The sequence below is a fragment of the Sphingobacterium sp. B16(2022) genome, from assembly GCF_012030425.1.
Classification (GTDB): Bacteria; Bacteroidota; Bacteroidia; order Sphingobacteriales; family Sphingobacteriaceae; genus Sphingobacterium; species Sphingobacterium anhuiense.
This window is the reverse complement of the sequence record NZ_JAAUVN010000006.1, coordinates 69,054-94,832: the sequence shown is the minus strand read 5'-3', so window position 1 is coordinate 94,832 and position 25,779 is coordinate 69,054. Positions and strand designations below refer to the sequence as shown.

The following is a 25,779-nucleotide window of genomic DNA, read 5'->3' as shown; positions in this document are numbered from 1 at the left end:
GAAAAATAGACATGGGAAAAGATTTTTATGGTGATTTGCAATTAGGTGTTCTTGGCGGTGGTCAATTGGGCCGTATGTTGATTCAAGAGGCCATTAATTATAACGTTAATGTTCACATTCTTGATCCAGATAAGAATGCTCCTTGCCGTAAATTATGCAATCGTTTTGAATGTGGCTCTCTGAGCGATTTTGAAACTGTATACAATTTTGGGAAAGATCTTGATATGATTACCATTGAGATCGAAAAGGTAAATGTGGATGCCTTAGAAAAATTGGAAGAAGAAGGTGTACTTGTCTATCCACAATCGCGTATCATTCGTCTTATACAAGATAAAGGATTGCAAAAGCAGTTTTTTAAACAAAATGATATTCCAACTTCTGCATTTCAGCTGATCTCTACCAAAGAGAATCTTAAAAATACAAATTTGACTATTCCTTATATTCAAAAACTGCGTAAAGATGGTTATGATGGTAAGGGAGTGAAGAAGATAAACACAGTTGATGATTTAGAAACTGCTTTTGATGAACCCTCTTTAATTGAAGAATGGGTTGATTTCGAAAAAGAAATAGCTGTTATAGTCGCACGAAATGATGATGGTGATGTTGCAACTTTTCCAATGGTAGAAATGGAGTTTAATCCTGAAGCTAACCTGGTGGAGTTTTTAATAGCACCTTCAACATATGGTTTCGATATTCAGCAACGAGCAGAAGAATTAGCCAAGAAGATTGCCAATGATTTACAGATTGTCGGACTTCTAGCTGTTGAAATGTTCTTAACAAAAGACGGTGAGATATTAGTCAATGAACTTGCGCCACGTACACATAACAGTGGTCATCAAACAATAGAAGGGAACTATGTTTCTCAATTTGCACAACATTTGAGAGCGATCTTTAATTTGCCATTAGGCGATACACGTTGTCGAACTAATGCAGTGATGATAAATCTTCTTGGTGAAGAAGGTTATGAAGGATTAGCAAAATACGAGGGTGTAGAAGAGATTCTGGCTATGGAAGGTGTATATGTACACTTGTATGGCAAAAAATTCACTAAACCTTTCCGTAAGATGGGACACGTGTGTATTATCAATGACGACCGTGAATTAGCCATCAGTAATGCTAGAAAAGTACAAGAAATTTTAAAAGTAAAAGCTTAAAAATATATGTCAACATTGAACCAGGTTTTAGTTGGAATTATTATGGGAAGTAAATCAGACTTACCTGTAATGCAAGATGCAGTAGATGTATTAAAAACATTGGGAGTTCCTTTCGAAGTAACGATTGTTTCCGCACATCGTACGCCGCAACGAATGTTTGATTATGCGCAAGATGCGGCGAAAAGAGGTTTGAAAGTTATTATTGCTGGTGCAGGTGGAGCAGCACATTTACCAGGTATGGTAGCATCAATTACGCATTTGCCTGTTATCGGCGTTCCGGTAAAGTCATCTAATTCAATTGATGGATGGGATTCTGTATTATCGATCTTACAGATGCCAAATGGTATTCCTGTAGCGACAGTGGCATTGAATGCAGCGAAAAATGCAGGTATCCTTGCAGCACAGATAATAGGAACACAAGATAAAGAAATCGAAAAAAATATCATCGCTTTTAAAGCTGAATTAGCCGCAAAAGTGATTGAAACAGCTGAAGAAGTCGAAAAAATGACTTTTTAAGTGTGAATATAATTATAAAAATAAAGGGGGCTTAAGCCCCCTTTATTTTTATAATTATATTTTAGCTAAATGCTGTTCTACGTAATCGTAGCTTTTCTTTAAGCTCTCAAATTTATTAGGTAGATAGATATCATCTTGTTCAACAAAAGCATATTTTAAACCAGCTTTTGCTTTTGCCTGTGCGATAGCAATAAAATCAATATGGCCAGTTCCAACTTCTGTATATTTTACCTCTTTTGAAATTGCGCCAAAGTCTAATTTGTCAAATTCAGGTCCAACAATAGTTTTTGTAAATGCTTTATCCATATCCTTGATATGCCATAATTTGAATCGGTTCGGAAATTTTTCAAATAAACTGACCGGATTAATTCCTGCCTTTTCTGCCCAGTATAAATCAAGTTCAAAATCAACAAGGTCGGGCTCTGTAAAAGCCAACAATACTTCTTCCCCTTTGGTGCCATTTCCTAAATCTCTAAATTCCCAGAAATGATTATGGAAAGCAACCTTTAAACCATGTTTCTTAGCCGCTTCACCCGCTTTATTTAGCTGTTCAGCTATGTAAAGAAAATCATCCTTCTTTAAGGCAGAAATATCAAACATTGGAGAGACAGGAGCGATAACATATTCTTGTCCTAACTCTTTTGCCGCATCAAAATAGATATTTAGATCCTCTTTATCTTGATGGTTTCGGCTGAAGTATTTTGACATATCGTAATGACCGCTATGCGATTTTAGGCCGTTATCGTCTAATACTTTTTTTAAACTTTTATAATCTAAACCCCAAAAACTTTTTGCTACAGTATCTATTCCATATGTTTCAACATGCTTATAACCTATTTTAGAAACCTGCTGTAAAGAATCGGTCGGGTTTGCAGTCATCAGATCTCGAATCGAATATAGTTGTACACCTATATTAGCAAAAGGTGAATCAATACCTGGTTTCTTACTTTCACAAGAAAGGAGCTGTGGTAGGAAATATGCTGCAGAAAGTCCAAGACCAGCTTTTTTGATAAATTGACGGCGTGAATTATTCATACTGTTTAATTTGTTTGTAGTTTAGTTTAAGGATTAAGTTACAACTAATTTTAAAGAAAACCATTATTATAAAATAAAAAATGGGGATGTATAGCATACATCCCCATTTTAATATTCTCAGAAAAGAAAATTATACCGTCATGATATCTTTTTCTTTTAATTCTGCTAATTTATCAACTTTTGCAATATATAAATCAGTCAATTTCTGAACTTCAGCTTCACCAACTTTTATTTCGTCTTCAGAAGCACCGTCATTTTTCAATTTTTTCAAAGACTCATTTGTTTCTTTGCGGATATTACGAACAACAACACGACCTTTTTCAGTTTCTTCTTTTGCCTTTCTTACTAAATCACGTCTTCTTTCTTCTGTTAAAGCAGGAATTACCAAACGGATCACAATACCATCATTTTGTGGGTTAACACCTAAGTTAGCATCTGTGATAGCTTTTTCAATAGCATTGATCAATTGTTTTTCCCATGGTTGGATAACAATAGTACGTGCGTCAGTTGTATTAATATTACTAACTTGAGCCAACGGAGTTGGAGATCCATAATAATCAACCGAAATGCCATCTAACATAGATGGTGAAGCTTTTCCGGCACGAATTTTTGTTAATTCTGATTCTGTAAAAGAAACAGCTTTGGACATATTCTCCTTACAATCGTCCAATTCAAGTGAAATCAATTCATTCATATCTTAATATCGTTTTTTTCTTTTTTATGATTAGCGTACGATAGTACCTACAGGCTCTCCGTTTGCTAATTTAGACAAGTTACCAGGCTTGTTCATATCGAACACAATAATTGGTAAGTTGTTTTCTTGACACAGTGTAAATGCTGTCATATCCATTACATTCAAACCTCTTTGATACACTTCTGTAAATGAAATTTCATCAAAACGTGTAGCTGAAGGATCTTTTTCAGGATCTGCAGTATAAATACCATCAACACGAGTACCTTTTAAAACTGCATCTGCATTAATTTCAATCGCACGAAGTGAAGCTGCGGTGTCTGTCGTAAAATATGGGTTACCCGTTCCGGCTCCAAAGATAACAATACGACCTTTTTCAAGGTGACGCACAGCTCTTCTGCGAATAAAAGGCTCACAGATCTGCTCCATCTTAATAGCTGTCAACAAACGGGTTTTCAAACCTACTTTTTCAAGACCATCTTGCAACGCCATACTATTGATAACCGTTGCTAACATGCCCATATAATCCGCTTGTACACGGTCCATACCAGACTGTTCTGCACTTAAACCTCTATAGATATTACCTCCACCAATAACAATAGCAATTTCTAAGCCTTGAGTATGTAACTCTTTGATGTCTTTTGCATATTGTGCAACTCTCTTGATGTCAATGCCATAGCTTTGATCTCCCATTAAGGATTCGCCGCTAAGTTTTAATAGGATACGTTTGTATTTCATAATTGTTTTTTTGGAAATTCTCCAAAGGCCAAAGATAAAATTTTTTTTTCATCCGATAAGGACGAATGTCATATTTATTAGGAATTTTTAACTTTTTCTATCACCTGCCTATAATATTCCTCGTATTGGGGCATAATATTACTAAGCTGGAATGTTTTAGCTCGCTCTAATGCAGCATCTTTAAACTTTTCTAGGCGATCATTATCCTCTAAAATATAGATTGCATTTTTCGCCATTTCATCAACATCACCAATATCACTTAAGAATCCTGTTTCTCCATTAACATTCAGTTCTGGTAAACCTCCCGTATTGGTTGAAATAACAGGAACTTTACAGGCCATTGCTTCCAAAGCGGCTAGACCAAAACTTTCAGAACTCGATGGCATTAAGAAAAGATCGGATACGGATAGAATTTCTTCAACAGCATCTTGTTTACCCAGAAAGCGAACATCTTGACATACACCAAGATCACGACATAATTCTTCAGCATTCGTCCGTTCTGGTCCATCACCAACCATTAATAGTTTACTGGGGATATGTTCATTTACTTTTTGAAATATGCGAATCACATCTCCGGTATTTTTAACTTTTCGAAAGTTGGAGGTATGAATCAAAATGCGTTCATTTCCAGGAGCAATAGCTCGTTTAAAATGAGAACGGTCTTTTATACTAAAGCGTTCCAGATCAATGAAATTAGGAATAACTTGAATGTCTCGCTTAATATCAAAATAAGTAAGCGTTTGATCCTTTAAACTCTGTGATACGGTTGTTACACCATCAGACTGATTAATTGAAAAAGTAACGACAGGGCTAAAGCTTTTATCTTTACCAACTAAAGTAATATCAGTGCCATGTAATGTCGTTACAACAGGGATATTGATGCCGTAAGTTAATAAGATTTGTTTAGCCATAAAAGCAGCTGAAGCATGTGGAATGGCGTAGTGAACGTGGATGACGTCTAGTTTTTCAAAACGAACAACATCAACAAGTTTACTTGCTAAGGCAGATTCGTATGGCAAGAAATCAAAAAGAGGATATTGTGAAACAGCAACTTCGTGATAAAATAGATTTTCCGAAAAAAAATCCAAGCGGGCAGGTTGCCGGTAAGTGATGAAGTGAACCTGATGTCCATGCGTAGCTAAAGCCTTTCCAAGTTCTGTTGCTACGACGCCACTACCGCCGAATGTTGGATAACATACAATCCCTATTTTCATAATGCTTATTTATTTACTGCAAATTAAAGATTAATTTGTAAAACAGCCAATCACACGAATGCAATAATTTGTGAAGGACTATTTTCAGGTATTATGAATCGGTATTGCTGGTTTATTGCTGGAAATAAATTATCTTGTTATATATTAACTAAACTTATTATGAAGACTTTTGTAAGCAGTATATCTGGAAAGACATTTCCCATTACCAGTAAAGTGTTGGGATCTACATTAAGAACTTCTATTTTTGATCTTGTCAAGGAGGATTTTCCAGAATTTTCAAAAGAATCTCTCATTGCCGCTAGCGAACTGGATGGATATAAAGAAAAGTATATCTCAACAATCTTGAAAAATGAGTTGGGAGAGCTTACACGTTTAGATCAGCTGGTGATTGAGAGTATGAATAATAATCAGATGATTAGCGCATCTATTGACCAAGAGGAAGTTGCAGATTCTTTTGGGGAACGTATTGCAGATAGAGTTGCTGGGTTTGGAGGGAGCTGGACATTCATTTTATCCTTTTTAGGATTTTTAGTTTGTTGGATTGTGTTAAATATGTATTGGTTGAGTAACAAAGGATTTGACCCATATCCATTTATATTGCTCAATTTGTTGTTATCCTGTATTGCTGCTTTACAGGCTCCCGTTATTATGATGAGTCAAAACAGACAAGAGGATAAAGACCGTAAAAGAGCGCAGAATGATTATATGGTCAATCTTAAAGCAGAGTTGGAAATACGTACTTTACATGAAAAGATAGATCATTTATTGATTCATAAAGAACAGGAGCTCATCGAGATGCAGCAGTTCCAGTTAGATATCATAAAAGATCTAATCAATAAAATAGATAAGTTGGAAAGAAGTAACAATGGTAAATAAAGAATTATTATTAAGAGAATTAACCTTTAAATTTGCACGTTCGGGTGGAGCAGGGGGACAAAATGTCAATAAAGTTTCAACTAAGGTCCTGTTACAATGGCCAGTTTTGGCCAGTACATGCGTTGATGAGGATATGAAGAGTCTCATTATGGAAACATTAAGTAACCGTATCAATAAAGATGGTATCTTTCAATTAGAATGTGATACAGATCGTTCTCAATTGAAAAACAAAGAAATTGCAATCGAACGATTTTTACATATTATCAAAACGACATTGACACCCGTAAAAGCACGGAAAAAAACAAAAATACCTTATCGGAAAGTTTTAGATAGGCTAGATAGAAAGGCGAAACAATCAGAAAAGAAGAGTAACCGACGTTGGAGTGCTGAATAATGGCTATTAAAAATCATTCAAGCTTAAAACTCAAATTTAAAATATAGCCACTTAGGCCTATGCTAGTATATTCCTGTAAATATTGAAGGTAATTCTTCAGTATTTATAGGAATTTAATGAACCTAAATTACAGTTATCCCAAATGATTCAATTTAGCAATAGTCTCTTACAATATGACAATGTAACTTTATTGTTAATTTTAATTCATTGTATATCAGTGCAATATGTTGTAAACTAAAAAATTAGTTTGATAACTAGGTTTTTAGTTTTATACTTGTTATATAATCGATTATCGGCAGACGTGCCATTTTAATAAATAGAGTTATGAACGAAATTAAAGAACTTACAAAAGCTGAAGAGCAAATCATGCATGAGCTTTGGGAAATGGATGGAGCCTTTGTTAAAGAAGTGATAGATCGTTTACCAGAGCCCAAACCAGCTTACAATACAGTCTCGACCATAGTGCGGATTTTAGAAACCAAGGGTTTCTTAGTGCACGAATCTTATGGGAAAAGTCATCGATATATCCCTAAGATTACAAAAGAAGAGTATAAGAAACTGATTACAGGGAAACTTTTAAATAATTATTTTGATAATTCAGCGAGCAGCATGTTATCTTATTTTCTTGAAGAGAATAAACTTGATCTCGGCGAAGTCAACGAATTATTAGAGATGATTGCCAAACAAAAGAAAATTTAAAGATTTCAATCACTTAACACCTGAATTATGATAGCTTATCTGATTTTAGCAAACACAAGCCTCGTCATATGCTATTTACTTTATCATTTAGTCCTGAGAAAACTCACATTTTTCCAAGGAAATCGGATCTATTTATTGGTTGCTGTATTATTATCTTTTACATTACCAGCAATACAATTTGTAGATCTATCTGAAATGGATTATAAGACTACGTTAATTCCTGCTATTTCGCTGGAATTAACAGAATTTAGTATACCTGAAATTGAAATTGTGGGTAAACAGCAATTTTGGCAACTGCATTCGAATGTTGAACTCATTTATTGGGTCTCCATCATCATTGCTACTTCGTTTTTACTAATTAGATTGTATAAGCTATACCGTAGGTTTAATAAAGCTGATGGCAACGACTCATTTTCTTTTTTGAATTTTGTTTATATCGGTGAGGAAGTGAAAGAAAATGAAATCATCCACCGTCATGAATTAGTTCATGTACAGCAAGGGCATTCTTATGATATTCTTTTTTTAGAAATTGTTCGAGTTTTTAATTGGTTTAATCCTGTATTCTTTTTTTATATCAGAGAATTGAAATTTCAGCATGAATGTATTGCTGATCAACTTTGTGCTGCAAAAGATAAAGCATCTTATGCAGAATTATTAATTGCAAATGCGCTCCGGGTATCGACTGATGTGTTATCACATGGCTTTGCCAGAGAGTCCATTTTAAAAAAGAGAATTATGATGTTATTTCAAAATAAATCAAAGAAATCAAATCAATGGAAATATATGTTGATCATTCCAATTGCTGGTTTAGTAGGTTTGGTGGGGCTCGTATTAAACAATACCGTTGACGCAAAAACAGAACTGATTGATAAAGTGATCGATGTGAAACTACCGGTGGTATCTGAGGCTGTTACAAAACTGATGGAGATTGAGGAACAAGGACCACAGCAGGAAAAGATTTTTAGTAATCCGGAAGTGCCGGCAGTTCCTTCGGGTGGTATGAGAGCTTACATGAGCTATATACGTCAAAATTTCAAATATTCAGATGAGATGTTGGATAAAGGCATCAATGGTACTGTTGAAATTGATTTTGTAGTCGAGAAGGATGGTCGTATTACAAATGTTAAAACGAAGAATGATATTGGATTTGGTGCTGGGGTTATGATTCAGAATCTCGTGAAAAATGGAAAAAAATGGAAACCTGCGATTCAAAATGGTAAATCAGTTCGGTCTTCCTACACACTTCCTGTGAAATTGGCTGCAGGTAGATTTGGATCGGAAAATTCGAAAAGTAATAATGTGAACAATTCAGATGGATCTAAAGACGCTACCGTCCACTTTCCAGAGCCTAAAAAATCAAATAAGCAAGCTGTTATTAAGAGACAGACTACAAAATCTTCGGAGGATGTCGTTCGTTTCCTTCCACCGAAAGTAACGAAAGATGAAGTGCCACAGAAGAAACCTGTTAAATCGTCTCCTGATGAAGTTCGTTTTCCGGAACCCAAGAAACCAGCGGAAAATACGGTTATATTTTCAGCTGTTGAAGTTAAACCAGCGCCACCAAGGGGGATGCGTGATTTTATGAATTATGTGGGAGAAAATTACAATTTTCCAAAGGAGGCCTTAGAAAATAATATTAACGGTGTCGTAGAAGTATCATTCATCGTTGAAAAAGATGGTAGCCTATCTAACTTTGATATAAAAAGAGATTTAAAGTACGGAACTGGACAAGAAGCGGTGAATGTTTTGAAGAATTATCCTGAAAAATGGAAACCTGCAATACAAAATGGACAGCATGTAAGGGTTGCTTATACGATGCCTATCCGATTAAATACAGCTGCCCAATAATTAAAATAACGTTTTATGCGATGGCGCTTTTTTTGAATAATGTTATGAAAGCTATTTATATTTTATTTGTACTATTCTTATTAACGTCTTGTCGGTCAGCTTATCAATTCACTCCAAAAGGTTTTATTGTTGATGGGGATGAGTATTTTGTTAATGTCGAACGAAATCTGTCTGTATATGTCGGTGATAATTTTTCAAATTATGATGAAAGGACGAAAACTGGACTGCAGACAGCTTATCTTTCACATGACGATCAGAAGATCATAAAGAAATTAGGCTATGATGCCACGAAGTATACTGTTTTGTTCAATGGAAAAAGTATCGGAGATACGACATTTAGATTGATCAGCTTAATCAATAATAAATCGGATGAGCGTTTTAAAAATACAAAAGAATTGTTGTCAAGAGATGGATTCGAAATTAAAAAGACAGCAGAAGGGAAATATTATTATCGAACTACGACCTTAAACAAACAAGTTATTTATCATGCTATGGTTCCCTTTAAGCAGCAATTGGGAAGAGAAGAGTATGTCAGTTTGATTTACATTATCCCTGAGAAGTACTTTAAGAATTTTGCTCACATTGAAGATCTGGCGATATCAAATGCTTCTATGTATAGACAGCATTATATTTTTACACCAAGCCGTACAGAAATTTTATGTCCTGATGATAGCAGTAGGGGGCATTTTGATTACCGTATCCCTGATCAATATATACAAAAGGAAAATTACACATTAATGAAGGGCTTTTCTGCGGATAGAGATGAAGGAAAAAAACAGTTGATTATTTACCGGCTTGTTCAACCAGGACAATCATATGGTTCGTTTGTTGTTTGCAAAGGTAATTATCAAATTGAATTAACAGATTTACGCCATAATGTGATTTGGAAAGATATAATAACAGTTGATCAAGACTTAGATAATTAATACCAGATTGTAAAAATCAGCTTAAAGCTTTGAATTATGATTCCAAAGCTTTAAGCTGATTTTTTATGCGCTGCAATTCACTTTGTAATGCTTCCACTTTCTGAATGAGATGATGTGCTACCTCAATACCCGCAGGATTTACATCTAGCTCATAATACCAGTCCGAAAATCTTTCCAGATCCCGAAGCTGTTCCTCTTCAATATATTTTTCTTCCTGTTGGATGATAATATGGAGAAGACCATACTCATTTAAAGTTTCTATAAAAGTAATCTCCGCTTTCCTTGAATAGCAGTAATCAGATAGTTTAATTAGGGTCCTTTCCATAGGATTATTTCTTTAAATCGGCCAACTGTTTGAATAGTTCTTTTTCTTTGTCGGTTAAATTGGTTGGTATCATCACGTTCATACTGACATACAGATCTCCAAATTCACCATCTTTTTTATAGACAGGAAAACCTTTTCCTTTTAACCTGACTTTGGCATTGTTTTGTGTTTCAGGTTGAATTTTAAGTTTTATTTTACCACCATATGTATCAATGATGGCTTCCCCGCCTAAAATAGCGGTATACAGATCGATATCTAATGTTGTATAGAGGTCATTACCCTGACGTTTAAACTTGGGATCAGCAATGATGTGGAAAGTAATATAAAGATCTCCTTTTGGCCCTCCATTTACACCTTCACTACCAAGGCCTTTAAGTTTAATTTTCTGACCATCTTCTACACCCGCCTGTATGTTGATTCGGATGTTCTTACCATTAATCGTAAAAGTTTGTGCATGAGTCGTATAAGCTTGTTGTTGTGTTAACTCCAATTCAGCATTGAAATCTTGTCCACGAAAGTTATTTCTTCTTCCGCCCCCGGAGCGGTTACCAAACATTTGTTCGAAAAAATCTGAAAATTGTCCATCATCAAAATTTCCTGTATAGCCCTGCGAACCTCCGAAAGGATTTTCATTCGACTGTCGGTACTGCTGTTGAGACCGCTCATATTCCTCTCCTCGCTGCCAGTTTTCACCATATTGATCATATTTCTTACGTTTTTCCGGATCGGATAATACCTCATTGGCTTCATTAATCTCTTGAAACTTCTGTTTTGCAGCCTCATCATTAGGATTGAGATCGGGATGATATTTGCGGGCTAATTTTCGATAAGCTTTTTTTACATCATCAACAGATGCCGTTTTGCTTATGCCAAGTACTTTATAGTAATCTTCAAATGCCATATTATTTTAGTTGCTATAGTTTCAACAATTGTGAAGCCTGTTTGTTTAATTTTTCAGTTTTGTTACTTTAAATTTATAAATATATCCTAACAAAAAGTACTGTCTTAAAGTAACCGTGTTTTGAAAATAGGTTGTATTGCCACTGGTACCCCAGTAGTTCTGTCTGTTTTGATTTAAGATGTCAAAACCCGTTAATTTGATCTGGGAATTATTTTTCAACGTGTAATAAATAGAAGAGTTCAGTATATGATAATTGTCTCTTCCACTTAGGCCACTTGCCCTATTCTCTAGTGAATAGGAGGTCTCTAGAGAAAAACCTTTTATAGGATTTATATTTAATCCTACGCCAACATTGTGTGTTCTATTAGCGGTAGCAATAAAATCGGGATTGTTTTTAACCGAATTCTGAGCCTTGTTCCAGCTGTAGGTATATTTAGGCGTTAGGCCGATTAAATTCTTCCAAGTAATAGAAAATTCCTGTGTTAGATTGATGCCGAGGTTTGTTAATTTGTTGTCCACATCATTGATCGAAGAATAATATTGGTAGGTATATAAGCTACTGTTTTGAGATATATAAAATACCCAATCGTTACCAGCTTTAAAATTATATCTACCATATAAATAGCCATTATAATTAGTCGTTGATCCTGCTTGAAATGCCTGTATGGTATAATGTCCATTTGTCACATTACGCCAACTTCTATGACCCTCACTTTTATCTTTATAGTTTACACCGGAACTAAATCCCAGTTGGTATTTTTGTGTGTATTTATTGAATGAAAAGCGCGTACTTTGTTGCAGTTTATTCTCATAGAAAAAAGCTGACAGTCGCGTCATCAGAGGATTTAGTGTATCCCTAATACTTTGGATCTGATATGTTGCAGGTGATTCTAAATCTTTAGACCAAGAAAGATCAAAATCTTTATAGCGAATATTGATATTAGGTAGCCAGTAACCATTCGAAGTTGTTTTTCGTTTATTGATTTTGAATAAATCAAATTGATTATCCTTAACTGCATATGCTGTACCGAAGTTTACCGCTAATTTTTTGAAAGGTTTCCAGTAAAATTTCATGGCAGTCACATATTCCTGTGATTTAAAACTATAGCTGTTTTCAAACTGCTCACCATGGATAGTTCCTGTATTATCTCTGTTATAGAATAAACTTTGTGTAGGTCTGCTACTCGAAGTATTATAAGAAATATAGAAATCAAAATTTAGTTTTTCGATACTGGTATTATTATACCCAGCAAAAGTTTTGATACTGCTGGATTTCTCTCGATTCGTTCTGTTTTCCCATAGACTAGTATTTGGGATCGGGTTCTGGAATATCTCTGTTAATTGATTGCCAATTTCTTCTGATTTATCATTTCTAATATTGATGGTATTTTTTAGAGATACAAGATGTTTCTTACTTAATTGTTTTTCAATGTGGAAATTATGATCGTAATTAATATTATACCCATCTGATGTGTTATTGCTTTTGCTGTTATTTATTTTTTTGTCTTCGGTATAGGTATTCATCCAGCTATCAGTTTTACCATCATTATTGGTAATTGAAAGCTTAGGTGTAAACTCGACGTATGCTGTTGTATCCATTCGGTGTCTGAAAAGCGTATTGATATTGTGCGCAAGCGACTTCCGATAGCTATTATATTCGTTTTCGCCAAATTGCTTAACATTATCATACAGCGAGGTTTGACTTCCTTGGTTTTGGCCTTCTTCATTTTTGTACTTTAACATGTACATGAGGTTTAGTTTTGTTTTCTTTCCCCAATCATTATTGAGGTTAAAGCCACCGGCAATATCATTTGCTTTGCCATTATAATTTCTGCCACCAAAGTCATTAAAACCATAATTTTCAGCTCTTCCTAATCCACCGTGTTGATTAAGTTCATTGTAATCAAAACTTTCTCGATTGATATTATTACCAAATCCGATTAAACTCAATTGCAAAGTATCCTGAAAAGTATTGAACAGACCACCAGCTTCATAGCGGTCTCTAGTTCCGACACTGCCATATAATTTACCAAAACTTGCTTTCAGAAAATCTTTTTTGAATTTCAGATTGATGGTAATAGGTAATTTTTCTTCATCCTCCACTGTTTTTTTTGATTCGCCTTTATCGCGGTATACCTGTACCGTTTTAATTAAGGAAGCATCTAGATTGCGTGTAGCAATTCGCAGATCGCTGGCAAAAAAATCTTTACCATTTACTTTTACCTGAGAAACTTCTTTACCTTCATAATAAATAGTACCATCCATATTAATTTGTAGACCAGGCAACTGTTTTAAAAGTTCTTCAGCATTGGCGTTCGGTCTAGTCTTAAAAAAATCAGTGTTATATTCTAATGTATCTTTATTCATGCGCACAGGTGGTGCAACAGAAATGACGACCTCGTCCAATAGTTTTCCCCCCAGTTTAATCGAATCTAATTGCTTTTTTTCGTCAGGATTTAAAAGAATGTCCTGATGATAGTTGCTGCTATTGACGTGCGAGATATATAAGATCAGATTTTTATTTGCAGGCAGTTTAACGAGGTTGAATTCTCCTTTATCATTTGTCAGAGAATAGGAGAGTACCGAAGAATCCTGTTGCATAAGAATGGAAACTGTTGCTTTTTCAAGCGGTTTATTTGTATGATCAATAACAGTCCCTTTCAAACTTCCTGAGTTTTGGGAATAGGCAAAATTAATGCATAAAAATAGCAAGCTTAATACATATAGCTTCATAATTGACTTTTTAGGAATGGTTGGTTTATTGCTCGCTAAGATAATTACTTTTTTAGATATCGATTTTTAATTAACTTATTTTTAACACATTCACTTTGTTTTATGCTGCATGAAATTGTTTATCCGATTTAATCAGTTGGATCGGTTATCAAAATAGGAAGCAGTTTTACTCGTTTAATTAGGTGCAATAAGCACATAAAAAAAAGTGGTTTCCTTATTCAGGAGAACCACTTTAAAAATCTTACGCAACTAATTTTTAATCCTTCTTGCTATCTACAGCAGGTTTTGTAGCACTATTGGCAACATCCCAAGCCGTTTGAAAAATAAATTTTTCTCTTTTGACCATAATCGGGAAATCTATTTTATCAACAGTATCTTCAGGCGTGTGATAATGCGGATGTAAACCTGAGAAGTAAAAAATTGAAGGAATACCTTTACTGGCAAAATTATAATGATCAGATCGGTAATAAAGACGCATTGGATCTTTTGGATTATCGTACATGAAGTCTAATTCCAGTTTGCTGGATTTATCATTTGCTTCCTTATTGATTCTTGCTAATTCAGAGCTTAATTTATCTGCTCCAATGGAATGAATATAGTTGTGATTTCCATTTAAATGCTTATCGTCAATGCGTCCTATCATATCAATATTGATACAAGTAACGGTATTTTCAAGAGGGAAGACCGGGTTTTCGGTATAATACTTAGACCCTAATAAACCCTTTTCTTCTGCAGCATATGTGATAAACAAGATACTTCTCCGAGGACCTTTGCCCTCAGCTTTAGCCTGACTAAATGCTTTCGCTAACTCAAGAACAGCAGTAGTTCCTGAAGCATTATCATCAGCTCCAGGAAAGATAGTGCCATTTGAACTTTTGCCGTCGTGATCATAATGGCCACCTATAACAATTATTTCATCTTTCAGATCAGACCCTTCAAGCAAGCCCAGTACATTAGGATCCGTGAATTGTTCAGCCACCATACCCAATTGTGCATTAAAACTTGTATTGATAGCAAAAGATTGAGGCTTTTGACTCTGATTGATTTTTGATGTAATATTTGCAAGACTTGTTTTTCCCTGATTCAGGATATAGTTAGCAACATGATCGGTGATATTGACAACAATAGGCATTGGATTAGTTTCAGGAGCTGTTTGATCCTGAGCTAAATTAAAGCGTCCTTCGGTTGCACGATCTCCTGCACTTTCCAGCCATGTACCGAGATCCTCAGTGTATGCAAGAATAAGTTTAGGCTTATGTTTTAGCACCTCTCTAATCTTTTTATTGCGCACGGTGGACCATTCCGATAATTTTGTCGTTCCAGTGATCACAGAATTCCCTTTTGCATCAACAGGTTCTTTGTTATTGATCAGCATCACAATTTTGTCTTGCAAATCAATTCCTTTGATATCAGAATATTTGGGGTCATCAATACCGTAACCGATAAAAATAATCTCTTTATCGTCGATTGATTTCAACTCATTATTACCTAACGCCAGTAGATCTTGTCCATTGACAAAAGGACGGCCTCCAATTTTAAAGCTCTTAACCTGATAACTGTTTTTTAGTAAACTTACCGGTTGAAAATATTTACCTGCAACAGGTGGTGTTAATCCTAATTTTTTAAATTCATTTGCAATGTATTCAGTAGCCAAACGACCACCTTTTTGACCTGTGCCACGTCCCTCAAGATCTGCAGATGCTAGGATAGTAAGATGCTTTCTGGAAGACTCTTCAGTAATCAGATCAGCATATTTTGCAGCTGGATTTTGTGCAACTGCACAGCTGTAAATGGACGAAATAAGACAAATTAAACTGAATAATTTTTTCATTGTTTTTTCATTTAGAACAAATAGAACAAAAAAAACGGAGAAAAAGTATATATATACCTTTTCTCCGTCTATTAAATTATGTTAAAATTAACAACCACAGGCAATTTTACCAACACGTGTAGCATGTCTACCACCTTCAAAATCTGTCGTTACAAATGTTTTAACGATTGATTTTGCAAGATCAAGATCAATAAATCTTGCTGGAATACACACAATGTTAGCATCATTATGTTGACGTGCCAATGCTGCAATTTCTTCTAACCACGCTATTGAAGCGCGGATCCCTTGATGTTTGTTTGCTGTAATTGCCACACCATTTGCGCTACCGCATATCAATACACCTAATGTTGCTTTTTCTTCTTCCACTTCACTTGCAACCGGATGAGCATAATCTGGATAATCAACAGAATCCGTATTATATGGTCCGAAATCTTTTACTTCGTAACCTAATTCTTTTAATAAAGCTACGATAGCCGTTTTGTATTCAAAACCTGCATGGTCACTTCCTATTGCAATTGTCTTTACAGTACTCATTATATATTGTTTTTTTCTTGTGCTAATTTTTGTTTTTTAACTTTCGCTGATACTAAGATACTAATTTCGTATAAAAGGAACATTGGGGTAGCTACCGTCAACATGGTGATGACATCCGCTGTAGGAGTAATAATCGCTGCCACAACAAGGATAATAACCGTTGCATATCTTCTGCTTGCACGCATAAACTCTGGAGTCATAATACCTAATTTTGATAAGATAAAGATCAGAATTGGTAATAAGAACACAATACCACAGCCTAACGATAATGTAGCGATCGTTGAAAGGTAAGAGTCAATGGTAATCTGATTCGTAATTTCGATACTTAATGAAATATTGGCTAAGAAGTTAACAGATAACGGAACGACTACATAATAACCAAATAATACTCCTAATACAAACAATAGGGTAGCATAAAAAACAAATCCTCGAGCAGATCTTCGTTCAATATCTGTTAAAGCTGGTTTGATAAAAAGCCAGATTTCAAATAAGATGTAAGGGAAACCCAATAGTAAAGACATGAGCAAACAAGAGTTGATTTGCAACATAAACTGTCCCGCTAGTTCAGTATTGATAATATTGAAAGGAATATGTTCGACACAGAATCCATCGATATTAAACTTGTTACCAACAAGACACATCATTCTATATGTCCAGAAATTAAGACTTTTTGGCCCCATAATGATTTCGTTAAATACGAAATCATAGAAAGTGAATGATAAACCTGCGAAAATACAAATTGCAATCACCGAACGAACCAAATGCCATCTCAGTACTTCGAGATGATCAAAGAATGACATTTCTGCTTCTAAATTTTTTCCTTTATCTTTTATAGATTCGACTAGGCTTTTCCGTTCTGTAGTACTCATAAAAATTGTTTGTAAACAAAAATACCATTCTTATTGAAAAGAATGGTATTTTTTATCTATGTAAAGATAATTTTATTATACATTATCTTCTGAAAGGTCAAAAGTTTCCATAAACTTCGTAGTAAAGTTACCAGCTCTGAAGTTAGGATCGCGCATTAAACGTAAATGAAGAGGTATTGTTGTTTTAATACCTTCGATAACAAATTCACTTAAAGCTCTTTCCATTGTTGAGATAGCTTCTTCACGTGTTTGCGCAACACAGATTACTTTAGCAATCATCGAATCGTAATATGGAGGAATCGTGTAACCCGCATATACATGTGTATCGATACGTACACCGTGACCACCTGGTGAATGGAAATTAGTAATCTTTCCTGGTGATGGGCGGAAGTTATTAAATGGATCTTCAGCATTGATACGGCATTCGATCGCGTGCATGGTCGGCTCGTAGTTTTTACCTGAAATAGGGATACCGGCAGCAACTTTGATTTGTTCTTTGATTAAATCAAAATTAATGACTTCCTCTGTTACTGGATGCTCAACCTGAATACGTGTATTCATTTCCATGAAGTAGAAGTTACGGTTTTTATCAACTAAAAACTCTACTGTACCAGCACCTTCATAGTTAACAGCTTTAGCACCTTTGATAGCCGCTTCGCCCATTTTCTGACGTAATTCTGGCGTAATAAAAGGTGAAGGAGCTTCTTCCAATAACTTTTGGTGACGACGTTGAATAGAACAATCTCTTTCAGATAAGTGACATACTGTACCGTATTGATCACCTACTACCTGAATTTCGATATGTCTTGGTTCTTCTACATATTTCTCCAGATACATACCGTCGTTACCGAAGGCTGCAGCAGATTCCTGACGTGCAGAATCCCAAGCATGTTCAAATTCTTCTTCTTTCCAAATAATGCGCATACCTTTACCGCCACCACCAGCCGTAGCCTTAATGATAACCGGGTATCCGATTTCTTTAGCAAGTTTAACACCTTCTTGCAATGAGCTCAAAAGACCATCAGAACCAGGTACCGTAGGTACGCCAGCTTGTTTCATTGTATCTTTTGCTTGTGATTTATCGCCCATTTTTTCAATCTGCTCTGCAGTGGGACCAATAAATTTGATACCATACTGTGCACATATTGAAGAAAATCTCGCATTTTCTGCTAAGAAACCATATCCAGGATGAATCGCATCTGCATTTGTTAATTCTGCAGCTGAGATAATATTTGGGATGTTTAAGTAAGAATCTTTACTGGCAGGAGGACCGATACAAACAGCTTCATCCGCAAAACGAACGTGTAAACTATCTTTATCAGCTGTTGAATAAACAGCTACACTTTTGATACCCATTTCGCGACATGTGCGGATGATACGTAAAGCGATTTCTCCTCTATTAGCTATTAATATTTTTTTAAACATTGTATTTTCTGTAAGTTTTGAGGTATGAGTGCACAGTAACTGTGCGCTCATGTTGATCGACAATAAAAATATTGACGATTGTTTATCTAGGATCTACCAAGAATAATGGTTGATCGAACTCAACTGGTTGAGCATCTTCTACCAAGATTTTAACAATTTTACCTGAAACTTCAGATTCAATTTCATTGAATAATTTCATCGCTTCAATGATACACAATACATTACCATTGTTAATTTCGTCGCCAACATTAGCAAATGTCGGTTTACCAGGTCCCGCAGAACGGTAAAAAGTTCCGATCATTGGCGATTTAATCGTGATAAAATTAGCTTCTTCAGAAACTACTGCAGGAGCTGCCGCTGCTGGAGCAACTGCAGTCGGTTGAGGAGCCGCTGCCACTGGTGCTGCTGCAACTGGAACCGAAGCGGTTACATATGTAGGCTCCTGATTTGTTTTTATCGTAATTTTGAAATCTTTTTCTTCGATTGCTACTTCATTCACACCTGATTTTGAAACGAATTTAATCAAGTCTTGAATTTGTTTAATGTCCATACCCATAGTTATGCAGGTTAAATATTTTAGTGTTAATTTTTAAAATTCTTAAAACAGCCTTCAAAGCTACAAAATAATATTTGTACTTAGTAAGCCCATTTTAAGTATACAGATCCCCAAGTAAATCCACCGCCAAAAGCTGCTAAAATCAGGTTATCACCTTTTTTCAGTTTACTTTCCCATTCCCATAAACATAAAGGAATAGTGGCACTTGTGGTGTTCCCATATTTCTGAATATTAATCATTACTTTTTCTTCCGGTAATCCAGCACGTTCTGCTGTTGCATCGATAATACGTTTATTTGCTTGATGGGGTACCAAATAAGCAATATCCGAAGCTTGAAGATTATTTTTCTCCATAATCTCGGCTGCTACATTAGCCATATTGGTAACAGCAAATTTAAATACCGTTTTTCCTTCTTGATAAGCATAGTGTAAACCAGCGTCCACAGTAGCATGGGATGCCGGATTTAGAGAACCGCCACCTTTGATATTTAAATATTGACCACCTGAACCATCCGTTTTCAAGATTGCATCTTGAATACCATTGCCATCAGTGTTAGGTTCGAGTAGCACTACACCACAACCATCTCCAAATAAAATACACGTATTACGATCTTGATAGTTGACTACTGAAGACATTTTATCGGCACCGACAACCAATACTTTTGTATGTTTACCCGATTCAATAAATTGGACACCAGTTGTCAAGCCAAAAAGAAAACCTGAACATGCCGCTTGTAAATCATATCCCCAAGCATTTGTAGCCCCAATTTTATCGGCTAAGATATTAGCTGTGGCAGGAAAAAGCATATCTGGAGTACTTGTACAGAAGATGATCAAATCAATATCTTTTGCAGTAATTCCTCTTTTTTCTAATAATTGTTGCACCGCAGGTACAGCAAGGTCTGAAGTAGCTTTACCTTCTCCTTTTAAGATTCTACGTTCTTTGATACCTGTACGAGATACAATCCACTCGTCATTGGTTTCAACCATAGTTTCCAGCTCTTTATTTGTGAGGATATAATCAGGAACATATCCACCAACTGCTGTAATCGCAGCATGAATTTTTGACATAAAATTTAATTAAAAGCAGATCTGATTTTGTCAATAAAATCTGACTGGATCATATCTCTAGATTGTAAAACCATATTTTTAATAGCCTGAGGAGTTGATATTCCATGGCCTATTATAACAGGAGCATTAACTCCTAAAACAGGACTACCTCCATACTGCTCGTAGTTGAATCGGTCGAAGAACTCATCTTTAAGTCCTTTTTTCAATGTTACTACGTAAAATGATTCTGCTAGCTTTAAAACAACATTCCCTGTAAAACCATCACAAACATACACGTCGGCAATATCTGAAAACAGATCACGGCCTTCGGCATTTCCGATGAAATTAATGCGTTCGTTATTTTTTAAAAGGGGATAGGTGGTTGTGGTTAGGATATTTCCTTTTTCTTCTTCTTCACCGATATTTAATAAACCAACCTTCGGAGAAGAAATACCAAACATATGTTGCGAATACAAACTTCCCAAAATCGCAAATTGATTGAGCATTTCGGGTTTACAGTCTGCATTAGCTCCGACATCAAGGAGTAGTCCAAAACCGGATTTCAGTTTGGGTACAATTGTCGTTATAGCAGGTCTTAGTACGCCAGGTACCGTTTTTACACTAAAAATAGATCCGACAAGCATTGCTCCGGTGTTACCAGCAGAAGCAAAAGAATCAATTTCACCGTTTTTTAGTAATTCAAAGCCTTTGGCTATACTAGAGTTGGGTTTTTGTGTAATCGCTTTAGTAGGGTGTTCACCCATACTAATGTTTTCAGGTGCATGTATATATTCAAAGTCCGAAGGATTACCCCCAGCTTTTTCAATAAGCGATTTAGTCTCCTCCTCATCACCAAAAAGAACAAGTTTTTGATCTTCTGTCAAGAGTTGTTGAGCTTCTATCGCACCTAATATTGTTGCATTAGGGGCATAATCGCCACCTAAAATATCTAAACCAATCTTCATTCGTGATTATTTTTCAAGTCAATAATACGCAAAAAACATCCCAAATTAAAGTATAATCTGAAAATTATACTCGTTTTGGGATGTTTTATGTTTTGAAAGATCTAAGTTAGACAACAGCCGTATTTTCAATGATCAATTTACCGTTGTAGTACAAATTACCATCTACAGTGTATGCACGGTGTGGTAAATGAACTGCACCAGTTTCTTTACAAATGCTTAAGCTAGGTCTGTCTGCTTTATAATGTGTTCTTCTCTTGTCTCTTCTTGATTTAGAAGTCTTACGCTTTGGATGTGCCATCTCGTATTTCTGTTTTAGTTATTTTTAATATTTCTTAATGCGGCCCAACGTGGGTCAATGTTCTCTTCTTTTACTTGCTCTTCTTTCTGTTGCTCAGTTGATATATGCGCTAACATAATCGGATCACAGGTAATATCTTTTCCTTGATCACTACATTTAGCAAACAAAGGAACTGCCAAATTGATATATTCATATAGCAATTCAGTCAGGTCTAGCTCATGATCGCTTTTGGATAAAACCAATACTTCTTCCGTATTATCAGTCCAGTCCTCAGCGGTGAATTTGACCAATATCCGCTCTTTTACTGTAATAGGCGATGGAAATTCGCTTAAACAAACATCACAAGTCAATCCGATATCTCCAACAATTGTGAAATTTAAAATAAGCAGATTTTCTTGCTTCTGTAATTCAACATTTGCTGTTAGATGACCATCTTTAACAATGGAATGCTCAAAACAATCAAAGAACTTTTTATCGATCTCAAACTCAAAATTGTGCTTCCCTGCATTTAGCCCCGAAAACGGTATTTTGTATTGTATTAGATGTTTCACAATCTTGCATTTGAGCCTGCAAAGGTATGTATAAATAAGTTAGCATTGAAATTTTTTTTTAAAATATATTTCAATTTCGACTTCATTTATATGCCTTATAGCAAGCGGTTATTCATAATAATTTTTACCTAATTCTATTTTTTCCCGACCGTTTTCCATTCGCCAACGGTTGGTATCCCGTAAAGAGTAAGCGCAACCACAATATTCTTGCATGTAGAACTTTTCTTTTTTAGATATTTCTAACATGCGGATAGCACCACCTTTTTTTCTCCAGTTGAATGTCCAATAGTCCATTCCCTCGAAGCGGGAGGCGGCACGTACACCACAATCATTGATTTGATCCATGTTTTTCCACCTTGAGATTCCTAAAGAACTTGATATAACATCAAATCCATTCGCAGCAGCATATTCTGCTGTTTTCTCAAAGCGCATGTCAAAGCACATCGTACAACGAATTCCCTTCTCAGGTTCGTTTTCCATTCCCTTTGCTAAGTCGAACCAATGATCTACATCATAGTCGGCATCAATAAAAGGAATATTATGTTTTTCTGCAAAACGGATATTCTCCTCTTTTCGTAAATCGTATTCTTTACGAGGATGAATGTTAGGATTGTAGAAATAGATTGTAAATTTGATATCCGAGCTGATCAAAGCCTCCATTACTTCACCAGCACAGGGTGCACAGCACGAATGTAAAAGCAGATTTTTGCCTTCGTTAGGTAATGTTAACTTTTCTCTGATGAACTCCTTCTCTTCCATTGCTATTTTACTGATAAAAGTTTGGCAATTTTACTCAAAAAGTACTGAACTAGCAAATATTTGATAAACAGAATTTATTGTACCCTCGCCAATCTCTCTTTTTTTATCTTTATATTGGATCATATTTGTAGATTTGTACCTATATCAGATTAAAAATGAAATCACTAACAACGTATATAACTTTACTTTTATTGGCTATTGTAACATGCTTGACTTCATGTGTACGAGAGGATGATGAGCCAGCATTGGCTAAGGTAGCAATCTCGAGGCTGTATGTTTCTTTTTCGGATTATCAATTGGATGAGGGGCAGACACCTTATAACAATGTCGATATTATTGATCCTGCTGACTCATTGACTCATTTTGAACCTTCTTTATCCTATAATTCAAGTACAAAAGGTGGGGCAGCAATATTATTTAACCCAATCGCAAAATATATTTTTCAAAGCAGTGCTAATGATGGTGGTATTGTAAAAGATACAAGCATTCAGGTAATGTCTGTAAATCCTGTAACAGGAGCTCCCGCATCTAATGGTTTAATTTCAAATGGATTGTTAACCCGTGTCAGAGGATTAGCCTACCATTATAATAAGGGTACAGAAAATTTATATGTAGCAGATCTTGGTGAAGGTACTAGACCTCCGAGTATCTATCTGTTTCAACGACCAGGAAGTTACAGAGGAAAAGCAAAAAGAAATCAACAGATATCCCTAGGGAAATTAGTCCCATGGACAATGGCTTTTAAAAACGCTGAAGATAATTCAGACTTATATGTCGCTGTCAATGGAGAAAAGAAAGGTATTGCGATATTTAAGGATATCTTAAGAAAAAATCAACCCGCAGATTCAGTTTTGAGTGAGACAGCATTTCCACCCAAAGCTGTTCTAACTATAGCAGATCAGGGGGAAATCAGAGGATTTAGTTATTCCGCCCGTCAGGACTTACTTGCTGTTGCTAGTTATACCTCTACCGGCGGCACTAGTGTCGGAAGAATTTTATTATTTGAAGGAGCAGGAGCATTATTAGCAGTCTCAGGAGACCGTGCTATTCAACCAACACGTATCATTACAGGGGCATTAACAGGATTAAAAAGACCACTAGATGTTGCTATTGACAATCGTGATGGAGCGAAATATTTATATGTCGCCGATGCCGATACTAAGATTGTTTCCCGTTTTTTGATTACCGATAAAGATAATGTAGAACCCAACAAGAAAAAACAATATACCTTAACACCTGTTGCATTATCTTTAGATGCGAGAGGGCCAAGTGAGAACGATTAAGATTATATTATTCCTCTAAGAGTTTAAAGAGTATTTCGATTTCTTGTTTCTTATTGACACTTTCATTTTGTTCGTAAGCTGTAACAAGATTACGTAATACTCTTTTTAGTATCGTCACATTATCACAGGGCAACATAAATTCTTTTGAGAGCGGGAGGTTCAGTTGTTTTAAGAATGAAATAACATCTGCTTTTTGCATCACTTGACCTTTATTAAACGCATTTAGATAGAACAATAAATGATCAGCGTTCTGATCCTCATCCAGATAAGATAAAATAAAATGCTTAGGAAGATTAATGCCGAAGATCGGGATATCCAGTTTTTGAGCAACGATACTGTAGATACATGAAAGGGTCAGGGGATTTCCCTTTTTTGTTTCCAAAACCCTACCGATAAACGAATTCTGCGGATTATGATAATCATTTGTATTTCCGGAAAGACCAAACTTATCAAATAGAACATAATTCATCAGTGATACTTTTTCGTAGGGTGTCATTTCATACCGCAACTCCATCCATATATCGCGCTTTAGCTCTTCTAAGCTCATCCTTATGAGGTTATTGTCGTAAGAAGGGTATTGATAGCTATTGATGATGATGAGGCCATCTAAGAGGTTAAATGAGTTGCTCATCTTCCAGATCAGAAGTTCACTTTTAATTTGATCAAACTGTATTGCATGGATAATTTTCTCCAGGCGTTCCTGTATGAAGGGATCAAAAGCAGATTCCCAATACTCTTCTAAAGAAGGTATGATCTCTGGTCCTAAACTCAATAATTTATTTTCGATTTCTTCAGAAATCAATTGATCCGGATCATCGAGTAAAGTAACCAAAGCATGTAATTCTTTTTCATCCATATACAAATTTAACAAAAATCCCCGCGATATGCCAAATGAAGCATATGCAGGGATATATCTAGGTATATGGTTATGGAGTTACTTTAATTGACCATCCAGCATGTGGACCGTTCTTTTTCCGTAAGTGGCGTTTTTGTCCGAGTGGGTCACCTGTATAATCGTGACACCTTCCGTGTTGAGCTGTTGAAACAATTCCATGATTTCTTCTCCTTGTTTAGAATTCAGGTTTCCCGTTGGCTCATCAGCCAATAGCAGCGACGGAGAACCGGCTAAAGCTCTTGCAATCCCTACAATCTGCTGTTGACCGCCCGATAGCTGTGAAGGAAACAGATCTTTTTTACCGACAATGTTAAAACGGTCCAATAGATCACTGACAATGGACTTACGCTCCGACGAAGATTTATTCTTATAGATCAATGGTGTTTCAATGTTTTCATACACAGTCATTTCATCAAGCAGATGATAAGATTGAAAGACATAGCCCATGTGGGACTGAAAAAGCTGCGTTCTTTTTTTAGGCTTTAGCTCCAACACATTTTCACCTTGAAATAGGTATTCACCCTCATCGGGTTCATCAAGCATTCCAATGATGTTCAATAGTGTTGACTTTCCAGATCCAGAAGGTCCCATGATTGAAATAAAATCCCCCTCTTCAATATTTAGACTGACATCTTTTAGTACAAATGAACGTGTACTTCCAACATTATACCATTTAAATAAGTGTTTTAACTGTATCATTTTATCTATTTTTGT

27 protein-coding genes are annotated in these 25,779 nt (G+C 35.6%); 8 read left to right on the top strand and 19 right to left on the bottom strand.

Going from position 1 to position 25,779, the window contains the following annotated elements:
* Window positions 1-11 precede the first annotated feature (11 nt).
* Together HCX49_RS22705 and purE are read left to right on the top strand one after the other, a co-directional pair.
* Entirely contained in the window at window positions 12-1,154 is a 1,143-nt protein-coding gene (locus tag HCX49_RS22705; protein WP_132843726.1) for a 5-(carboxyamino)imidazole ribonucleotide synthase, read from the top strand.
* 6 nt (window positions 1,155-1,160) lie between these two features.
* A complete protein-coding gene (purE, locus tag HCX49_RS22700; RefSeq protein WP_021188838.1) occupies window positions 1,161-1,670 on the top strand; it encodes a 5-(carboxyamino)imidazole ribonucleotide mutase in 510 nt (169 codons plus the stop codon).
* A gap of 54 nt (window positions 1,671-1,724) precedes the next feature.
* Here purE and HCX49_RS22695 read toward each other — a convergent pair whose 3' ends face one another.
* From HCX49_RS22695 to bshA, 4 genes are all read right to left on the bottom strand, one after another.
* Window positions 1,725-2,705, bottom strand: coding sequence for a sugar phosphate isomerase/epimerase family protein (locus HCX49_RS22695; RefSeq protein WP_132773427.1), 981 nt, complete (start codon window positions 2,703-2,705; stop codon window positions 1,725-1,727).
* A gap of 130 nt (window positions 2,706-2,835) precedes the next feature.
* Window positions 2,836-3,399, bottom strand: coding sequence for a ribosome recycling factor (gene frr / locus HCX49_RS22690; protein ID WP_132773429.1), 564 nt, complete (start codon window positions 3,397-3,399; stop codon window positions 2,836-2,838).
* A 30-nt stretch (window positions 3,400-3,429) separates the two neighbouring features.
* Window positions 3,430-4,134 (bottom strand): UMP kinase, encoded by a 705-nt coding sequence (gene pyrH / locus HCX49_RS22685; RefSeq protein WP_021189335.1) that lies wholly within the window; start codon window positions 4,132-4,134, stop codon window positions 3,430-3,432.
* 77 nt (window positions 4,135-4,211) lie between these two features.
* Entirely contained in the window at window positions 4,212-5,348 is a 1,137-nt protein-coding gene (gene bshA, locus HCX49_RS22680; protein WP_021189334.1) for an N-acetyl-alpha-D-glucosaminyl L-malate synthase BshA, read from the bottom strand.
* 159 nt (window positions 5,349-5,507) lie between these two features.
* Here bshA and HCX49_RS22675 point away from each other — a divergent pair, with 159 nt between their 5' ends.
* The 5 genes from HCX49_RS22675 to HCX49_RS22655 all read left to right on the top strand — a co-directional run bounded on the left by HCX49_RS22675 (window position 5,508) and on the right by HCX49_RS22655 (window position 10,091).
* Window positions 5,508-6,224, top strand: a complete 717-nt coding sequence (locus HCX49_RS22675; protein ID WP_132773431.1) for a DUF1003 domain-containing protein — start codon at window positions 5,508-5,510, stop codon at window positions 6,222-6,224.
* The gene (arfB, locus tag HCX49_RS22670) at window positions 6,214-6,618 is read left to right on the top strand and encodes an alternative ribosome rescue aminoacyl-tRNA hydrolase ArfB (protein ID WP_021189332.1); all 405 of its coding nucleotides are present in this window, start codon (window positions 6,214-6,216) and stop codon (window positions 6,616-6,618) included. Before HCX49_RS22675 ends, arfB begins: the two co-directional genes overlap by 11 nt.
* 324 nt (window positions 6,619-6,942) lie before the next feature.
* Entirely contained in the window at window positions 6,943-7,317 is a 375-nt protein-coding gene (locus HCX49_RS22665) for a BlaI/MecI/CopY family transcriptional regulator (RefSeq protein ID WP_021189331.1), read from the top strand.
* Between the two features lie 27 nt (window positions 7,318-7,344).
* On the top strand, window positions 7,345-9,165 hold the full coding sequence (locus HCX49_RS22660) for an energy transducer TonB (RefSeq protein ID WP_168128225.1): 1,821 nt from the start codon (window positions 7,345-7,347) through the stop codon (window positions 9,163-9,165).
* A gap of 44 nt (window positions 9,166-9,209) precedes the next feature.
* A complete protein-coding gene (locus HCX49_RS22655) occupies window positions 9,210-10,091 on the top strand; it encodes a hypothetical protein (RefSeq protein ID WP_168128224.1) in 882 nt (293 codons plus the stop codon).
* A 34-nt stretch (window positions 10,092-10,125) separates the two neighbouring features.
* Here the strand turns inward: HCX49_RS22655 and HCX49_RS22650 are convergent, their stop codons facing one another.
* From HCX49_RS22650 to HCX49_RS22590, 13 genes are all read right to left on the bottom strand, one after another.
* A complete protein-coding gene (locus HCX49_RS22650; RefSeq protein ID WP_132773437.1) occupies window positions 10,126-10,416 on the bottom strand; it encodes a chaperone modulator CbpM in 291 nt (96 codons plus the stop codon).
* A 4-nt stretch (window positions 10,417-10,420) separates the two neighbouring features.
* Window positions 10,421-11,317: a DnaJ C-terminal domain-containing protein gene (locus tag HCX49_RS22645; protein ID WP_132843720.1), complete on the bottom strand. Its 897-nt coding sequence runs from the start codon at window positions 11,315-11,317 to the stop codon at window positions 10,421-10,423.
* A 45-nt stretch (window positions 11,318-11,362) separates the two neighbouring features.
* On the bottom strand, window positions 11,363-14,050 hold the full coding sequence (locus HCX49_RS22640) for a carboxypeptidase regulatory-like domain-containing protein (protein WP_168128223.1): 2,688 nt from the start codon (window positions 14,048-14,050) through the stop codon (window positions 11,363-11,365).
* Between the two features lie 256 nt (window positions 14,051-14,306).
* On the bottom strand, window positions 14,307-15,881 hold the full coding sequence (locus HCX49_RS22635) for a M28 family peptidase (protein ID WP_132773441.1): 1,575 nt from the start codon (window positions 15,879-15,881) through the stop codon (window positions 14,307-14,309).
* Between the two features lie 87 nt (window positions 15,882-15,968).
* Window positions 15,969-16,415 (bottom strand): ribose 5-phosphate isomerase B, encoded by a 447-nt coding sequence (gene rpiB / locus HCX49_RS22630; RefSeq protein WP_021192041.1) that lies wholly within the window; start codon window positions 16,413-16,415, stop codon window positions 15,969-15,971.
* Entirely contained in the window at window positions 16,415-17,284 is an 870-nt protein-coding gene (gene tatC / locus HCX49_RS22625; RefSeq protein ID WP_021192040.1) for a twin-arginine translocase subunit TatC, read from the bottom strand. Before tatC ends, rpiB begins: the two co-directional genes overlap by 1 nt.
* Before the next feature lie 75 nt (window positions 17,285-17,359).
* Window positions 17,360-18,709 (bottom strand): acetyl-CoA carboxylase biotin carboxylase subunit, encoded by a 1,350-nt coding sequence (gene accC / locus HCX49_RS22620; RefSeq protein WP_031289467.1) that lies wholly within the window; start codon window positions 18,707-18,709, stop codon window positions 17,360-17,362.
* Window positions 18,710-18,791: 82 nt separating this feature from the next.
* Window positions 18,792-19,265, bottom strand: a complete 474-nt coding sequence (gene accB, locus HCX49_RS22615) for an acetyl-CoA carboxylase biotin carboxyl carrier protein (RefSeq protein WP_168128222.1) — start codon at window positions 19,263-19,265, stop codon at window positions 18,792-18,794.
* 80 nt (window positions 19,266-19,345) lie between these two features.
* Complete coding sequence (locus HCX49_RS22610; protein ID WP_021192037.1) at window positions 19,346-20,335, bottom strand: beta-ketoacyl-ACP synthase III; 990 nt, start codon at window positions 20,333-20,335, stop codon at window positions 19,346-19,348.
* Between the two features lie 5 nt (window positions 20,336-20,340).
* Window positions 20,341-21,279 carry a phosphate acyltransferase PlsX gene (gene plsX, locus HCX49_RS22605; RefSeq protein ID WP_168128221.1) on the bottom strand — a complete coding sequence of 313 codons (939 nt, stop codon included), beginning with the start codon at window positions 21,277-21,279 and terminating at the stop codon, window positions 20,341-20,343.
* A 106-nt stretch (window positions 21,280-21,385) separates the two neighbouring features.
* Window positions 21,386-21,577 carry a 50S ribosomal protein L32 gene (gene rpmF, locus HCX49_RS22600; RefSeq protein ID WP_021192035.1) on the bottom strand — a complete coding sequence of 64 codons (192 nt, stop codon included), beginning with the start codon at window positions 21,575-21,577 and terminating at the stop codon, window positions 21,386-21,388.
* Between the two features lie 14 nt (window positions 21,578-21,591).
* The gene (locus tag HCX49_RS25630) at window positions 21,592-22,128 is read right to left on the bottom strand and encodes a YceD family protein (protein WP_132843715.1); all 537 of its coding nucleotides are present in this window, start codon (window positions 22,126-22,128) and stop codon (window positions 21,592-21,594) included.
* 108 nt (window positions 22,129-22,236) lie between these two features.
* Entirely contained in the window at window positions 22,237-22,887 is a 651-nt protein-coding gene (locus tag HCX49_RS22590; RefSeq protein ID WP_021192033.1) for an epoxyqueuosine reductase QueH, read from the bottom strand.
* Window positions 22,888-23,042: 155 nt separating this feature from the next.
* On the opposite strand from HCX49_RS22590, the gene HCX49_RS22585 reads away from it, so the two are divergent.
* The gene (locus HCX49_RS22585; RefSeq protein WP_132773449.1) at window positions 23,043-24,170 is read left to right on the top strand and encodes a hypothetical protein; all 1,128 of its coding nucleotides are present in this window, start codon (window positions 23,043-23,045) and stop codon (window positions 24,168-24,170) included.
* A gap of 7 nt (window positions 24,171-24,177) precedes the next feature.
* Here the strand turns inward: HCX49_RS22585 and HCX49_RS22580 are convergent, their stop codons facing one another.
* Window positions 24,178-25,026: a transglutaminase-like domain-containing protein gene (locus HCX49_RS22580; protein ID WP_132773451.1), complete on the bottom strand. Its 849-nt coding sequence runs from the start codon at window positions 25,024-25,026 to the stop codon at window positions 24,178-24,180.
* A 78-nt stretch (window positions 25,027-25,104) separates the two neighbouring features.
* Window positions 25,105-25,764 (bottom strand): ABC transporter ATP-binding protein, encoded by a 660-nt coding sequence (locus tag HCX49_RS22575; protein WP_132773453.1) that lies wholly within the window; start codon window positions 25,762-25,764, stop codon window positions 25,105-25,107.
* Window positions 25,765-25,779: the final 15 nt, after the last annotated feature.

Coding starts and splice junctions, on each gene's coding strand:
- HCX49_RS22705 (WP_132843726.1), top strand. CDS start 12: ATGGGAAAAGATTTTTATGGTGATTTGCAATTAGGTGTTCTTGGCGGT.
- purE (WP_021188838.1), top strand. CDS start 1,161: ATGTCAACATTGAACCAGGTTTTAGTTGGAATTATTATGGGAAGTAAA.
- HCX49_RS22695 (WP_132773427.1), bottom strand. CDS start 2,705: ATGAATAATTCACGCCGTCAATTTATCAAAAAAGCTGGTCTTGGACTT.
- frr (WP_132773429.1), bottom strand. CDS start 3,399: ATGAATGAATTGATTTCACTTGAATTGGACGATTGTAAGGAGAATATG.
- pyrH (WP_021189335.1), bottom strand. CDS start 4,134: ATGAAATACAAACGTATCCTATTAAAACTTAGCGGCGAATCCTTAATG.
- bshA (WP_021189334.1), bottom strand. CDS start 5,348: ATGAAAATAGGGATTGTATGTTATCCAACATTCGGCGGTAGTGGCGTC.
- HCX49_RS22675 (WP_132773431.1), top strand. CDS start 5,508: ATGAAGACTTTTGTAAGCAGTATATCTGGAAAGACATTTCCCATTACC.
- arfB (WP_021189332.1), top strand. CDS start 6,214: ATGGTAAATAAAGAATTATTATTAAGAGAATTAACCTTTAAATTTGCA.
- HCX49_RS22665 (WP_021189331.1), top strand. CDS start 6,943: ATGAACGAAATTAAAGAACTTACAAAAGCTGAAGAGCAAATCATGCAT.
- HCX49_RS22660 (WP_168128225.1), top strand. CDS start 7,345: ATGATAGCTTATCTGATTTTAGCAAACACAAGCCTCGTCATATGCTAT.
- HCX49_RS22655 (WP_168128224.1), top strand. CDS start 9,210: ATGAAAGCTATTTATATTTTATTTGTACTATTCTTATTAACGTCTTGT.
- HCX49_RS22650 (WP_132773437.1), bottom strand. CDS start 10,416: ATGGAAAGGACCCTAATTAAACTATCTGATTACTGCTATTCAAGGAAA.
- HCX49_RS22645 (WP_132843720.1), bottom strand. CDS start 11,317: ATGGCATTTGAAGATTACTATAAAGTACTTGGCATAAGCAAAACGGCA.
- HCX49_RS22640 (WP_168128223.1), bottom strand. CDS start 14,050: ATGAAGCTATATGTATTAAGCTTGCTATTTTTATGCATTAATTTTGCC.
- HCX49_RS22635 (WP_132773441.1), bottom strand. CDS start 15,881: ATGAAAAAATTATTCAGTTTAATTTGTCTTATTTCGTCCATTTACAGC.
- rpiB (WP_021192041.1), bottom strand. CDS start 16,415: ATGAGTACTGTAAAGACAATTGCAATAGGAAGTGACCATGCAGGTTTT.
- tatC (WP_021192040.1), bottom strand. CDS start 17,284: ATGAGTACTACAGAACGGAAAAGCCTAGTCGAATCTATAAAAGATAAA.
- accC (WP_031289467.1), bottom strand. CDS start 18,709: ATGTTTAAAAAAATATTAATAGCTAATAGAGGAGAAATCGCTTTACGT.
- accB (WP_168128222.1), bottom strand. CDS start 19,265: ATGGGTATGGACATTAAACAAATTCAAGACTTGATTAAATTCGTTTCA.
- HCX49_RS22610 (WP_021192037.1), bottom strand. CDS start 20,335: ATGTCAAAAATTCATGCTGCGATTACAGCAGTTGGTGGATATGTTCCT.
- plsX (WP_168128221.1), bottom strand. CDS start 21,279: ATGAAGATTGGTTTAGATATTTTAGGTGGCGATTATGCCCCTAATGCA.
- rpmF (WP_021192035.1), bottom strand. CDS start 21,577: ATGGCACATCCAAAGCGTAAGACTTCTAAATCAAGAAGAGACAAGAGA.
- HCX49_RS22590 (WP_021192033.1), bottom strand. CDS start 22,887: ATGGAAGAGAAGGAGTTCATCAGAGAAAAGTTAACATTACCTAACGAA.
- HCX49_RS22585 (WP_132773449.1), top strand. CDS start 23,043: ATGAAATCACTAACAACGTATATAACTTTACTTTTATTGGCTATTGTA.
- HCX49_RS22580 (WP_132773451.1), bottom strand. CDS start 25,026: ATGGATGAAAAAGAATTACATGCTTTGGTTACTTTACTCGATGATCCG.
- HCX49_RS22575 (WP_132773453.1), bottom strand. CDS start 25,764: ATGATACAGTTAAAACACTTATTTAAATGGTATAATGTTGGAAGTACA.